The 13,906-nt window shown below is 33.2% G+C and carries 17 protein-coding genes; 12 read left to right on the top strand and 5 right to left on the bottom strand.

The features are described 5' to 3' along the window. Window positions 1–105 precede the first annotated feature (105 nt). The gene (locus QZZ48_RS05560) at window positions 106–261 is read right to left on the bottom strand and encodes a hypothetical protein (RefSeq protein WP_294962887.1); all 156 of its coding nucleotides are present in this window, start codon (window positions 259–261) and stop codon (window positions 106–108) included. A gap of 79 nt (window positions 262–340) precedes the next feature. On the opposite strand from QZZ48_RS05560, the gene QZZ48_RS05555 reads away from it, so the two are divergent. Next, window positions 341–1,108, top strand: coding sequence for a TSUP family transporter (locus tag QZZ48_RS05555; protein ID WP_294962885.1), 768 nt, complete (start codon window positions 341–343; stop codon window positions 1,106–1,108). 45 nt (window positions 1,109–1,153) lie between these two features. Next, window positions 1,154–1,681 (top strand): hypothetical protein, encoded by a 528-nt coding sequence (locus QZZ48_RS05550; protein ID WP_294962882.1) that lies wholly within the window; start codon window positions 1,154–1,156, stop codon window positions 1,679–1,681. 20 nt (window positions 1,682–1,701) lie between these two features. On the opposite strand, the gene purM is transcribed toward QZZ48_RS05550, so the two are convergent. After that, window positions 1,702–2,697: a phosphoribosylformylglycinamidine cyclo-ligase gene (purM, locus tag QZZ48_RS05545; protein ID WP_294962879.1), complete on the bottom strand. Its 996-nt coding sequence runs from the start codon at window positions 2,695–2,697 to the stop codon at window positions 1,702–1,704. 78 nt (window positions 2,698–2,775) lie between these two features. Further along, window positions 2,776–2,961, bottom strand: a complete 186-nt coding sequence (locus tag QZZ48_RS05540) for a DUF2892 domain-containing protein (RefSeq protein WP_294962876.1) — start codon at window positions 2,959–2,961, stop codon at window positions 2,776–2,778. Window positions 2,962–3,178: 217 nt separating this feature from the next. On the opposite strand from QZZ48_RS05540, the gene QZZ48_RS05535 reads away from it, so the two are divergent. Genes QZZ48_RS05535 through dapF form a run of 3 tightly spaced genes read left to right on the top strand, consistent with a single transcriptional unit; the run spans window position 3,179 to window position 5,076 of the window. Beyond that, complete coding sequence (locus QZZ48_RS05535) at window positions 3,179–3,724, top strand: methyltransferase domain-containing protein (protein ID WP_294962874.1); 546 nt, start codon at window positions 3,179–3,181, stop codon at window positions 3,722–3,724. Between the two features lie 15 nt (window positions 3,725–3,739). Continuing rightward, entirely contained in the window at window positions 3,740–4,333 is a 594-nt protein-coding gene (gene coaE / locus QZZ48_RS05530; RefSeq protein ID WP_294962871.1) for a dephospho-CoA kinase, read from the top strand. Beyond that, window positions 4,330–5,076, top strand: a complete 747-nt coding sequence (gene dapF, locus QZZ48_RS05525) for a diaminopimelate epimerase (protein ID WP_294962869.1) — start codon at window positions 4,330–4,332, stop codon at window positions 5,074–5,076. Before coaE ends, dapF begins: the two co-directional genes overlap by 4 nt. Window positions 5,077–5,106: 30 nt before the next feature. Here dapF and prfA read toward each other — a convergent pair whose 3' ends face one another. Together prfA and rpsT are read right to left on the bottom strand one after the other, a co-directional pair. Continuing rightward, window positions 5,107–6,174 (bottom strand): peptide chain release factor 1, encoded by a 1,068-nt coding sequence (gene prfA, locus QZZ48_RS05520; protein WP_294962866.1) that lies wholly within the window; start codon window positions 6,172–6,174, stop codon window positions 5,107–5,109. A gap of 15 nt (window positions 6,175–6,189) precedes the next feature. Then, window positions 6,190–6,450: a 30S ribosomal protein S20 gene (gene rpsT / locus QZZ48_RS05515; RefSeq protein WP_294962862.1), complete on the bottom strand. Its 261-nt coding sequence runs from the start codon at window positions 6,448–6,450 to the stop codon at window positions 6,190–6,192. A gap of 206 nt (window positions 6,451–6,656) precedes the next feature. Here rpsT and glmM point away from each other — a divergent pair, with 206 nt between their 5' ends. The 7 genes from glmM to QZZ48_RS05480 all read left to right on the top strand — a co-directional run bounded on the left by glmM (window position 6,657) and on the right by QZZ48_RS05480 (window position 13,905). Beyond that, window positions 6,657–7,997, top strand: coding sequence for a phosphoglucosamine mutase (gene glmM / locus QZZ48_RS05510; RefSeq protein ID WP_294962860.1), 1,341 nt, complete (start codon window positions 6,657–6,659; stop codon window positions 7,995–7,997). Then, complete coding sequence (lspA, locus tag QZZ48_RS05505) at window positions 7,990–8,445, top strand: signal peptidase II (protein ID WP_294962858.1); 456 nt, start codon at window positions 7,990–7,992, stop codon at window positions 8,443–8,445. Before glmM ends, lspA begins: the two co-directional genes overlap by 8 nt. Window positions 8,446–8,522: 77 nt before the next feature. Then, window positions 8,523–9,824, top strand: coding sequence for a trigger factor (tig, locus tag QZZ48_RS05500; RefSeq protein ID WP_294962856.1), 1,302 nt, complete (start codon window positions 8,523–8,525; stop codon window positions 9,822–9,824). A gap of 2 nt (window positions 9,825–9,826) precedes the next feature. Continuing rightward, the gene (gene clpP, locus QZZ48_RS05495; RefSeq protein ID WP_294962853.1) at window positions 9,827–10,417 is read left to right on the top strand and encodes an ATP-dependent Clp endopeptidase proteolytic subunit ClpP; all 591 of its coding nucleotides are present in this window, start codon (window positions 9,827–9,829) and stop codon (window positions 10,415–10,417) included. A 9-nt stretch (window positions 10,418–10,426) separates the two neighbouring features. Further along, window positions 10,427–11,494 (top strand): GGDEF domain-containing protein, encoded by a 1,068-nt coding sequence (locus QZZ48_RS05490; RefSeq protein ID WP_294962850.1) that lies wholly within the window; start codon window positions 10,427–10,429, stop codon window positions 11,492–11,494. Window positions 11,495–11,502: 8 nt separating this feature from the next. After that, window positions 11,503–12,027: a peptide deformylase gene (def, locus tag QZZ48_RS05485; protein WP_294962847.1), complete on the top strand. Its 525-nt coding sequence runs from the start codon at window positions 11,503–11,505 to the stop codon at window positions 12,025–12,027. Between the two features lie 45 nt (window positions 12,028–12,072). Further along, on the top strand, window positions 12,073–13,905 hold the full coding sequence (locus QZZ48_RS05480; RefSeq protein WP_294962844.1) for an ATP-binding cassette domain-containing protein: 1,833 nt from the start codon (window positions 12,073–12,075) through the stop codon (window positions 13,903–13,905). The last annotated feature ends 1 nt before the right edge of the window (window position 13,906 follow it).

The following is a 13,906-nucleotide window of genomic DNA, read 5'->3' as shown; positions in this document are numbered from 1 at the left end:
TTAGAGCTTTTTTATAATCCATTATAGAAATACCTTGGTTTCTTACCAATATACAGAAGTTTGCAAGGGTTTTCAAACCCCCATATTTTTAATTAAGTCCTATATCTAAATAGATAAAGTTATAGTTTTTAAGTTGTAAAAGTGTAGTTTTAGTAGTTCGTACCATCGAATAAGCATTAATATGATTCTATCGTCTTCAAGTTTTACATATAAACGAGTGTCATCAAAGTGAACTTCTTCGCCCTTAATAAAACCATTCATTCCAAATTCTTTAAATAATTTTCAACTCTAAACAATCCAAATATAGTTATGATGCGAAAAATTTGAATAAGAGATAATAATGGAATTTGCTAACGACATATCTACAACTTGGATACTAATATTTATTTTAACAGGGTTTATTGCTGGTTATATTGACGCTATTGCTGGTGGTGGGGGAATGATAACAATTCCTATGCTACTTTTTAGTGGACTTCCTCCTATACTTGTTCTTGGAACAAATAAACTACAAAGTGTAGTCGGAGTGTTTATGGCTACCATCAAATATGCAATCAGTAAAAAAATAAACTGGAAAATAGTTTCAATAGCAATGCTTCCCTGTCTTATAGCATCGTATATAGGAAGTCAGTTTGTAATGTTTTTATCTGATAAAATTATACAATGGGCGATTTTATTATCAATACCTATTGCACTACTAACATTACTAAAAAAGAATAACAAAATAAAAGAAGAGAATACTCAACTCACTAAAAGAAATATAATTTTAGCAACAGCTCCAATAGGTTTTTACGATGGTTTACTGGGGCCGGGAACAGGAACATATCTAACAATTTCAATGAAAAAATTTCTTCATTTAGACTATTTAACTTCCACAGCATCTACAAAACCACTTAATTTTGCTACAAATTTTGGTTCAGTTTTAGCCTTTTTAATAGCTGGGAAAATTTTATTTTTTATTGCTATTCCAATGGGACTTGCGAATATGGCAGGATCATATGCAGGAAGTCACTACGCTATTAAAGGTGGAGAAGAGTTTATAAAAAAGGTTCTTATATTTGTACTTACTACAATGCTTCTTGCAAACATTGTTAAGATTATATTAGGCTAAGTACGAGATTAGATATAATAATCTATTACAAATCAAGGAAAATTTATGGGCGGACAATACAAAATTTTAACAGATTCAGACATAGAGTTTATCAAACTCCAAAAACTATTTTATCTTGCTAGTTCATCTGATAGAGAGGTAAATCTTTCTCCAAAGGGTTATGACTCAATCAGAGTTTTGGACAGTTCTACATTAGTCTTTATGAGTTATCCTGGTAGTGGTAACCGCACATATACAGATGCAAAGAATAATGGAGAATTTACTCTTGTTTTTAATGCCTTTGAAGGAGATGCAAAGATACTTAGACTCTTTTGTAAAGCAGTTATCATCGATGCTAATAATGAGAAATTTTCTGAATATTTAGAAGTATTTACAGAGAAGAAGAACCTTGTTAGAGACTTCTTTGAGTTTAATATCTACGCTGTTGAGTCAAGTTGTGGGGAGTCAGTTCCTATTATGGAGTACAAAGAAGATAGAAAGTCTTTAAGAAACTGGGCTGTTAAAATGGACAAAAAAGAAAAACTTGAAGAGTTTAAAGCTAAACACTTTACCCCGCCAAATCTAAATCTTTAATGTTTTAGAGAAGTGATGGATTAAACCATCACCGCTTCTCTAGCACCCTCTTTAATCTCACCGATAAGGTAACCATCAGTCTCAGCTAGAATTTTATCAACGTTAGAATCTTCAACCACTAGAATCATTCCAACACCCATATTAAATGCTCTAAACATTTCAGCTCTATCAATATGAGGAGCCATTAACTCAAAGATAGGAAGAACTTTTATAGAATCTTCTTTAACTTGGGCCATTAGGTTCTCAGGAAGAACACGAGGTAAATTTTCAACAATTCCACCACCAGTAATATGAGCCATAGCTACTATTTCGTTTCTTAGTTTCTTGAAAGTTTTTACATAAATATTTGTAGGCTCTAAAAGAGTCTCGATTAATGGTTTACCATTAAAATCATCTTCAAATTTCATACCCATTTTTTCAAACAGAACTTTTCTTGCTAAAGAAAAACCGTTAGAGTGAAGACCTGAACTTGGAAGTGCGATAAGTTTATGACCAGCACGAACTAGAGAAACTCTATCCATCTCAGATTTTTCAGCAACACCAACTGCAAAACCAGCTAAGTCATAATCGTCCTCAGAGTACATTCCTGGCATCTCAGCAGTCTCACCACCGATAAGTGCACATTCGCTTCTGATACAACCCTCTGCAATACCAGCAACAACATTTGTTGCTACATTTACATCAAGCTTTCCAGTTGCATAGTAATCTAGGAAAAATGAAGGAGTTCCAAAGTTACAAAGAAGATCATTTACACACATAGCTACTAGGTCAATTCCTACTGTGTTGTGAATACCACTATCTATTGCAAGTTTAAGCTTTGTACCAACACCATCAGTTGCTGCAAGCATAACTGGTTCTTTAAAACCTTTTGGAAGTTCAAATGCACCTGCAAAAGAACCGATTCCACCCATAACACCAGGGATTTTAGTAGATTTAACTAAGGGTTTAATATTTTCAACAAAACTATTACCTGCATCTATATCAACACCGGCATCTTTGTAACTAATTTGGCTCATATGAACTCCATTTAAAAAGTATGGAATTATATCTTATGTGAGTTGAGAAAAGTGTTAAGAGAAACTTTTGTATTCAACTTAAGCAATTACATCGCACTTTTTACTTATCATGCAAAGTGGACAGAAATTAGTTAAGCCTGCGATTAGAGGAAGTACTCCTAAGTAAAACCAAGCTATACCTGTTATCACACCAGTTGCTATTAAAGCTATACCTGCTATCACACGAAACACTCTACAAAACGATCTAATTTTATTAAAATTCATACCTTATCCTTGTTATAATTAATATTTCATGGGATTATATCTATGCTTAGTAAAAATTAGTATAAAGAAAATAGATTAATTATGAGATAACTTTGTGATATAAATATTTACAATTTAAACTACTCTAATCTTGAACAAATCATTTCAAAGAGAACAACTTAAGTAAAATTAATCCTAATATGCTAAAATCGCCTTAATTAAATAAGGAATTGTTAAAATGAAAGAATTAATTTACTCTGAGATGATGGTACATGTTCCAGTATGTACAAATAAAAATCCACAAAATGTTTTAATAGTTAGTGACAATGTAGATCAACTAGCAAAAGAGATGTTAAAGCACAGTGACATTAATACACAAGTAATTGAGTGTTCTTTAGATGCTATTCGTAACCTAGAAGATGATAGTTTTGACGTAGTTGTTTGTGAAATGAGCTCAGATGCAGCACTTTTAGCACACTTAAACCGTATCTTAAAAGAAGATGGTCAGTTATCTATTACGCATCCATCTTTAGATGAAGTTGATGCAAACAAAACTATGATGAAAATCTTAGGTAATTACTTTAAAGTTATTATGCCGTATAATATCGGTAACGGTTCTACTGCTCTTTTAGCTTCTAAGGAGTATCACCCAACTGCAGACATTAATCTGCATAGATCTGATATGCTTGATAACAACCAGTTTTATAACTGTGATGTTCATATAGCTTCATTTGCAATGGGTAACTATATTCGTAAAGAGTATTTAGGAATCATTAAAAACTAATATATAGGGTAGAAAATGGCTTTTGAATATGCTATCGCATTAACAGGGGGAATTGCTACAGGAAAGAGTACTGTAGCTTCTTTACTCGCCTTAAATGGCATGAGGGTTATAGATGCAGATAGCATCTCACACGAAATACTAGAGGCTTCTTTCTCTTGGGTACAAGAGACATTTGGTGATGAATACGTCAATGCTTCTAAGGTTGATAGAACAAAACTTGGAACTTTAGTATTCTCAGATGCCAAGCAAAAAGAAATTTTAGAAAATTTTTTACATCCTAAGATCAAAGCTGAAATAGAAAAAAGAAGTATCAAACAAGACACTTTTAAATTTCCTTACCTCATAGATATCCCACTATTTTTTGAAAAAGGTTCTTACGATATCAAAGATAGCGTAGTTGTATACACTCCTACAGATGTACAACTAGAGAGATTTATGAAGAGAAATGGTTATAGCCAAGAAGAATCATTAAACAGAATAAACTCTCAAATGCCAATCGATGAGAAAAAACAAAAAGCTACTTGGGTTATAGATAACTCGACAAAGTTAAAGAATCTGCAGCAAGAAGTTGAAGACTTTGTTGAAAAGATTAAAGGTATTTACTTATGAAAATGGCTAAATATAGTGCAAACGGAAATGATTTTGTAATCTTTCATACAGATGTAAAAGAAAATAGATCTGAATTAACAAAAGTCTTATGTCATAGACAAGATGGTATCGGGGCTGATGGTCTTATTGTTATAGTTGCAAACAGTGATTACGACTTTGAGTGGCAGTTTTATAATGCGGATGGAAGCGATGCTGACATGTGTGGAAATGGCTCTCGTGCCTGTGCTCATTATGCTTATACTCATAACTTAGCATCTACTAATATGAGCTTTTTAACTGGTGCTGGTGTTATAAAAGCCCAAGTTGAAGGTAATCTTGTTCAAGTTGAACTTACTCCTCCAAATATTTTAGAAACGGGGATTGAATATAACAACAAAGATTGGTGGTTACTGGATACTGGTGTTCCTCACTTAGTTCACTTTACTCAAAATATAGAAGAGTTTGATATCCAAGAAGCAAGAGAGTTAAGATACAAATACAATGCAAATGTAAATATTGCTTTTATAGATGCAAATAAAAATATTAAAGTTAGAACTTATGAACGTGGTGTTGAAGATGAAACACTAGCTTGTGGAACTGGAATGGCTGCTTGTTTTTACAAAGCTTACACAGAAGAAAAAGTTGCTAAAACAATAGAAGTTTATCCAAGAAGTAATGAAACGGTTTATCTAGGTGTAAATGATAAAACAATTACATTTAAGGGTGCAGTTAAAAATACTTTTAATACAGATTGGGATATCTAAGTTTAGGAGAGGTTGAAGAGAAAGCTGAACTTATAGTCCAGCAGCCTCAACAATTTTTGCTTGATGATCAGTAATAAGAGGTTCAACAACTTCATCAAGAAGTCCAGCGCCCATTATTTCATTAAGTCTATATAGAGTTAAGTTTATTCTATGATCACTCATACGGTTTTGAGGATAGTTGTAAGTACGAATACGACCACTTCTATCTCCAGTTCCAACTTGTGCCGCACGTTGTGCTGCATCTTCACTCTGTTGTTCTTGCATTTCAAGATCATAAAGTCTAGCTTTTAGAACCTTCATTGCTTTTTCACGATTTTTATGTTGAGATTTTTGGTCTTGGTTGGTTACAACTAAGCCAGTTGGTAAGTGAGTAATACGAACAGCAGAATCTGTTGTATTTACTGACTGACCACCACAACCAGATGAACGCATAACGTCTATCTTTAAATCTTTATCTTCAATAACAACTTCAACATCATCAACTTCAGGCATAACTGCTACTGTAATTGCTGACGTATGAACACGTCCTTGAGATTCTGTTGCTGGAACACGTTGAACACGGTGTGTTCCACCTTCATATTTCAATCGACTATAAACCTGTTCACCCTTAATAAGAGCAGTAACTTCTTTAAATCCACCAGAATCTGACGGTGAACTACTTATAAGCTCGATTTTCCAACCACGAAGGTCAGCATAACGAGTATAAGCATCAAACAAGTCTCCAACAAAAATAGCTGCCTCATCACCACCAGCACCAGCACGAAGCTCAACGATAATATTTCTATCATCATTAGGATCTTTTGGTAATAGAAGTGTTTTAATATCTTCTTCTAAAAGTGGTTTTTGAGGTTCAAGCTCTTTAAGTTCTTCTTTAGCCATATCGCCCATTTCAGAATCAGATAACATTTCTCTAGTATCTGCAATATCTGCAATTAAAGTTTGATATTCTTTTGCTTTTTCAACAATTGCTAAAAGTGAGGATTGTTCTTTTGAGAGTTGTGTCATTCTTTTAATATCAGAAGTGATGTCAGGTGAACTCAGCATTTCGCCGAGTTCGTTATAACGATTGATAAACGGATTAAGTTTATCAGCAAGCATTATTTTATGCTCTAATTATATAGCGTTTACAGATTTTTGTAGACGACTAACTTTTCTAGCTGCAGTTTCTTTTTTTAAGATACCTTTGCTTACAAATTTATGAATTTGTTGGTTAGCAATTTTAAATGCTGCTGTTGCTTCTTCTTTACTTCCTGCTTCTACTGCAGTATTTACATCTTTTACGATGTTCTTAAGACGAGTTCTGTAAAAACGATTACGTTCAGTACGAACGATTGTTTGGCGAATTCTCTTAACTGATGACTTGTGATTTGCCATGCATGAGTCCTTCTCATTAATTTTTTAGTGCGCAATTTTAGCTTAAAGATAATTAAATTTAAGTTAAAGACAAGGTGAATTTCTAAATCTTATGTTTATGTGTAGATATCTTGCCAAGTACAAAGCTTTAAATGCTCAAATAATTTAAAATTCAATAGTGGGTCTAATTATGTTAAAATACTCCACTTTAATATTATGGAAATATAATGAAATTATTTGGAACAGACGGAGTTAGAGGTGAAGCTGGATCTTTTTTAAGCGCACCTTTAGCCATGAGAATAGCTATGGCAGCTGGAATATATTTTAAATCTCATTCAATAACTAATAGAATTTTAATTGGTAAAGATACTCGTAGAAGTGGTTATATGATAGAAAATGCTATCGTTAGTGGTCTAACAGCGATAGGGTATGATGTAGTTGAAATTGGACCAATGCCAACTCCAGCTATCGCTTTTATTACTGAGAATATGAGATGTGACGCTGGTATTATGATTAGTGCTTCTCATAATTCGTATGAAGATAATGGAATTAAATTCTTTGATGCAGATGGAAATAAACTCTCTCATGACGTAGAAAAAGAGATAGAAGCAATCTACGCGGATGAAGAAAAAATTCTAGAAGCACAGGTGACTGCAAAAAATATAGGTAAAGCTAAAAGAATAGATGATGTAATAGGACGATATATAGTTGCTCTAAAAAACTCTTTTCCAAGAGAGCTTACATTGAGTGGTATGAGAATTGTATTAGACGCAGCAAATGGAGCTGGATATATAGTAGGGCCAACTGTATTAGAAGAGCTTGGAGCTGACGTTATTGTATTACATAATCAACCTGATGGATTCAATATTAATGAAGGCTGTGGAGCACTCCATACAAAAGACCTTTGCGAAAGTGTTATTAAATATAGAGCAGATTTAGGTATCGCACTAGATGGAGATGCAGATAGACTTGTAGTTGTAGATGAGAATGGTGAAATTGTAGATGGAGATCAACTTTTAGGAGCTCTTGGTTCATATATGAATGATAGAGGGGCTTTAAAAGGTGGAGGAATTGTTTCTACTGTTATGAGTAATCAAGGTCTAGAAGATTATATGACATCAAAACAGCTAAAACTATTTCGTTCTGATGTTGGCGATAAAAATGTTTTAGAAATTATGAAAAAAGAGAGTATCAATTTTGGTGGTGAGCAAAGTGGTCACGTAATCATTAGTGACTTTGCTAAAACTGGGGATGGGCTTGTAAGTGCTCTTCAAACTTTAGCACTACTTATAAATACAAATAGCAAAGCCTCAGAGGCTCTTCGTCCATTTAGTTTATACCCTCAAAAACTTGTTAATATAAATATAAAAACAAAGTTACCTTTAGAGAAGATTTCTGGTTTAAGTGAAAAACTAGAAAAGTTAGATGCAAAAAATATTCGTCATTTAATAAGATACTCTGGAACAGAAAATAAACTTCGTGTTTTACTAGAGTGTAAAAACGCTAAAGAGATGAATGAAAATATGGATGACATGGTGATTTTTTTCCAAAAAGCTTTAAATGCCTAAGGCGACATTGAGACTTAGTGCCATTATGTTTTTCACAATGGCTGGAATTTTTATTATTGATCAAAATATCAAGATGCTATTTGTAGATGGTTTTCGTTATTACACTGAGTGTATAGACCTTATATTGGTTTACAACAAAGGTGTAGCATTTTCTATGTTGGAATTTTTACAAGAATGGCTAAAGTACATACAACTTATTTTAGTGATTGGTATCATGGTCTACATTATAAGTATGAAAAAAGTGTGTTTTGCATTCCCAGCAGGATTAATGCTTGGAGGTGCTTTTTCAAACATATATGATAGGTTTATTCACGGCGGAGTTGTGGACATGGTCTATTGGCATTGCGGCTTTAATTTTGCAGTATTTAACTTTGCAGATGTAATGATAGATATAGCAGTTGTGTGGTTCTTATTGTTAAATTTTAAGCCTAAACTATGCAAAAGCTAACTAAAAGCAGATTTTAGATATTATTATCCAAAATAATAGTTAAATTACAACTATAGATAATAAGATAAAGGAAATTGATGGAAATCAAATCAAATAAAATAGACGGTGCTAACGCTACAATAGAGGCTACAATTTTAAGTGAAGTTATTAATGCTAATTTAGAAAAGATTGCTAAAGAATTAGCAAAAACTGCTAGTGTTCAAGGTTTTCGTAAAGGTAAGGTTCCTATCGCTATCGTTAAGAAGCAATATGGTGAAAAACTTGTTCAAGATGCTGAGTCTGAAGCTCTTCGTGAAGTTCTTACTCAAGGTTTAGCAGATTTAAATATTGCTAATGAAGCATTAATTGGCGAGCCAAATATTTATAAATTTGACAAGTCAGATGACAAAATTGAAGTAGCTATAAAAGTTGCTATGAGACCAGAAATTGAACTTGGTGATTATGCTTCAATGATTAAAGATTTTGACAAGCCAGCTGTAAGTGATGCAGATGTTGAAAAAAGAATCAAAGATTTATCTCAATCTCAATCTCCGTTATCAGATATTAAAAGAAACCGTAAAATGAAAGATGGCGATACTGCTGTTATTGATTTTGAAGGTTCTGTTGATGGTGAAGTTTTTGAAGGTGGTACAGCTGAGAACTTCGAACTACTTTTAGGTTCAGGTCAGTTTATTCCAGGTTTTGAAGATCAACTAATTGGCGTAAAAAGAGATGAAGAAGTTGTAATAGATGTAACTTTCCCAGAAAACTACGGTGGTAAAGAGTTAGCTGGTAAGCCTGCTTCTTTCAAAGTAAAAGTTAATGGTATTAAGGTTAAAGACGAAGTTGTAATTGATGATGAGTTTGCTAAAAAAATGCTTTCTGGTCAAGAAGATGCAACAGTAGAAGAACTTACAAAACAAGTTAAAGCTCAAATTGAAAATGAAGAGTTAGCTAAACTTTACAATGATGACTTAAAACCTGCTCTATTAGAGACTTTTGTTAAAGATTTAGCATTTGACCTACCAGAGTTTGTTGTAGATCAAGAAATAGATATGGCTCTTAACAAAAAAGCTCAAACAATGAGTGAAGAAGAAGTTCAAGTTCTTCGTGATAGTGAAGAGAAGCTAAATGAGCTTCGTGATACTTTCCGTGATGATGCACAAAGAAGTGTAAGAGCCACTTTCATTATTGATGCATTAGCTATTGCAGAAAACGTAAAAGTTGAAGAGCAAGAAGTTATGCAAACTATTTACTACGAAGCAATGCAATCAGGTCAAGATCCTAAAAAAGCATATGATCAGTACAAAGATGCAGGTTACCTTCCAGCAGTTCAGATGTCAATGGTAGAAGACAAGGTTCTTAGCCAACTTCTTAACTCAAAGATAAAAGAAGCGTAATCATGAGTTATACTCCTTATGTTGTAGAAAAGACAGGTCGTGGTGAACGTTCTTACGATATCTACTCTCGTCTTTTAAAAGATAGAATTATTATGCTAAGTGGAGAAGTTAACGATGCCGTTGCTTCTTCTATAGTTGCACAAATGCTATTTCTTGAAGCAGAAGATCCAGAGAAAGACATCTATTTCTACATAAACTCTCCAGGTGGAGTTGTTACTGCAGGAATGGCAATTTTTGATACTATGAACTATATTCGTCCACACATTACTACTATATGTATAGGACAAGCCGCATCTATGGGTGCATTTTTACTTTCATCTGGAGAGAAAGGTAAGAGATATGCTCTTCCTCATGCTCGTATAATGATTCACCAACCTTTAGGTGGTGCTCAAGGTCAAGCAACAGATATAGCTATTCAAGCAGAAGAGATTCTACGTATGAAAGCCGAACTTAATGGTATCTTGGCCAAGAACACAGGACAAACTGTTAAGAAAGTAGAAAAAGATACCGATCGTGACAACTTTATGAGCGCAAAAGAAGCACAAGAGTATGGAATGATTGACGAGGTTTTAGTTAAAAATGATAAAGAGTAAGGGGTAGTTATGGCAGGAGCTTTAAGATCTAGAAATCGACGTCATGTTGGCGTAGCAAAAGAAGAACCAGTTGTCGCGGCATTAGATATGAATGAACCAACTAGTGATTTGGAAATATATTCTAAAGAGGTATTAAACTCTCTTATTGCAGATAACCTGCCACCAACACCAAATAACTTTTCACTCTACTTTGATAGACTTCTTGAAGATAAGAGTGAAAATCTTCGTAAACAAATATACTCTGTACTTGAACTTGAAGAAAGCAATGATGATGAAAATACTATCATGCTTGAACAAAGTTTGAAAAAAGGTTTTACTTCAGTAAAAAGTATTCTAAGTGTTACAGCTAATCTTTACAAGAACATGGCGCTAATGACAAAAATTCTTGATAAAAGAAAAAAAGAGTTAGAAGAGAGCACTGAAGCAAATGCTGCTTCTGGAGTAGTTGCTTCTTTAGGAAGTGATGTTTCTAAGCTAAACACTATATTAAAAAAACAGAGTTCTCACATGAAAATTCTTTATGATGATACTGCCAATATTGTTAAAAGTGTAGAAAATGAAACTATTTTTGATAACAAGTTTGGTGTTTATAACAAACGCTATCTAATGACAAAAATAGAGCAAGAAATTGAACTTATTACTGAGTTTAAACATAAAAGCTCACTAATCATGATTGAACTCTCTCGCGAACTTAAAGAGAGTGTGAACAATGAAAAAGCTATTACTCTAATGACAAGAACAATAGCAAGACTTCTTCTTAAAACATCTAGAAGAAGTGATACTGTTGCTCATTATGGCAATGGTCTTTTTGCGATGCTCTTAAAACATACAGATATAGCTAGTGCAAAAAAAGCGAGTGAAAGACTTTGTGAGTTAATTTCTAACTCTAATTTTTTCTTAGCGGATAGAGAGATACTTTTAAAAATATCTATAGGTATTACGGATATTACAATAATTAATTCGGTAGAAGAAGTTGTAGTAAGTGCAATAGATGGTATCGAAAAAGCTTATAGCGATAAAAAAATAGATTTTGCAGTTTCACAAAGAAAAGTGACAGAAACACCAATAGAAAAGTAAATACATAAATGAATTTAACAATAGTAGAATATCCAGATAGAAAACTAAAAGAAAAATCAAAAAAGATAGATAAATTTGATAAAGAGTTGCATGAACTTTTAGATGCAATGTACCCAATAATGATGCAAACAAATGGCATTGGACTAGCGGCAATACAAGTTTCTCACGCTAAACAAGTATTGATTTTAAATATTCCAGAAGAAGATGGCACTCAACCAATAGAAAATCTTATAGAGATGATAAACCCTATTATTACAAGTAAAGAGGGCGAAATCATTTATCAAGAAGGTTGTTTAAGTGTTCCTAGTTTTTACGAGGATATTAGCAGATATGAAAATATAACTGTTAACTTTCAAGATAGAAATGCTAATACAAAAACATTAGATGCAGATGGATTATTAAGTGTTGCTATTCAGCATGAAATAGACCACCTAAACGGCATACTTTTTATAGATAAACTTGCATACTCTAGAAGAAAGAAGTTCGAAAAAGAGTATAAAAGAATGCTAAAAGAGAAAAAAACTTCTAATTAATTTTAATTCAATCAACCTATAAAACATTAACCAAAAAAGAGCATCATGATACAATTAAATAATATCTCTAAAAGCTATTCTTCTCAAGAACTTTTCTCAAACCTTAACTTCAAACTAAATAGTGGAAACCGTGTAGGTCTTGTAGGTAGAAATGGTAGTGGAAAATCTACTCTTTTTAAACTCATACTTGCAGAAGAGAGCGCTGATGGTGGAGAAATTATTATCCCCAAAAATTATAAAATTGGTACACTTAAACAGCATCTTACATTTAGTGAATCAACTTTAAGAGAAGAAGCTGCTCTTGCTCTTGAAGAAGACATGAAATATGATGTATACAGAGTGGAGAAGATTCTATTTGGTCTTGGTTTTGTACAAGATGATTTAGAAAAAGATCCTCTTTCATTCTCTGGTGGTTATCAGATTCGTATCAACCTTGCAAAACTCCTTGTTACAGAGCCAAATCTACTTCTATTAGATGAGCCTACTAACTATTTAGATATTGTATCGCTAAGATGGTTGAAGAGCTTTTTACGCTCTTTTGAGGGTGAAGTAATACTAATTACACATGATAGAAACTTTATGGATTCTATCACTACTCATACAATGGGTTTAGTTCGTAAAAAGATAGAACTTATTCCCGGTGATACTCACAAATTTTATGAGCAACTTCAAGCGAATGATGAGCTTCACTCAAAACAAAAAATTGCACAAGATAAAAAAGTAAAAGAGATGGAAGAGTTCATTGCTAAAAATAAAGCCCGTGCATCTACAGCAACACGAGCACAGTCAAAAGTAAAAGAACTGCAGAAGATGGATTTACTTGATAATTTGAACTTTGACAACACTTTAGAGTTTAACTTTAACTTCAAAGACACACCTGCGAAAATTCTGCTTGATGTTAAAGATTTGAAATTTGGTTATACACCAGAGAATATTCTCTTTGACAAGATATCTTTTACTTTAGAAAAAGGTGAATGTCTTGGCATCATCGGTAAAAACGGTAAGGGAAAATCAACTCTTTTAAATACTATTGCGGGAGAGCTAAAACAACTAAGTGGTAATGTTGATTTTCATGGATCGACTTCTTTTGCTCATTTTGGTCAGACAAATATAGCGCATCTTAGTGAAAAAAATACTGTCATGGATGAAATATATGTAGGAAATCCAAAACTCTCAGAAGCAAATGTTAGAAGCATTTGTGGCGGGATGATGTTTAGTGGCGATGCCGCTAAGAAGAAGATCTCACTTCTCTCTGGTGGAGAAAAAAGTCGTGTAATGTTAGGACAGATTATAGCTCGTAATGTAAACCTTCTTTTTCTAGATGAGCCTACCAATCACCTCGATATGGATTCCATCGAAGCACTTACTAATGCCATAAAAAAATTTAAAGGTTCAGTTATCATAGTAACTCACTCCGAGGAACTTTTACGCAGAGTATGTGATAGACTTATTATCTTTGCAAAAGACGGTGCTGAATATTTCGACGGTGGCTATAATGACTTCTTAGAAAAAATTGGTTGGGAAGATGAAGATAAAGAACAAAAAGTTAAAGCTGCTCCAAAAGGCAACCAAAAAGAGAACAAAAAACTAAAAGCTGAAATGGTTAGAGAGAGAAATAAATTAACTTCTTCTTTAAAGAAAAAAGTAGAAAAACTAGAGACTAAAATCATGGAAACTGAAGAACGTTTAGAGATCCATCATCATGGGCTTATAGCAGTCTCAAACTCTGGAGAAAGTTCTAAATTGATGGAACTAACAAAGCTTGTTTCAGATGAAGAAGCTTCTGTAGAAGAAGCTTTTGAAGAACTTGAAATCGCACAAACTCAGCTTGATGAAATCAACGATAAATATCAACACAAGATTGACGAGTTAAGTTAAA

The organism is Sulfurimonas sp., assembly GCF_016744025.1.
In the GTDB taxonomy this organism is placed as follows: Bacteria; Campylobacterota; Campylobacteria; order Campylobacterales; family Sulfurimonadaceae; genus Sulfurimonas.
The sequence above is the reverse complement of the archived record's forward strand: the minus strand, read 5'-3'. Positions and strand labels throughout refer to the sequence as shown.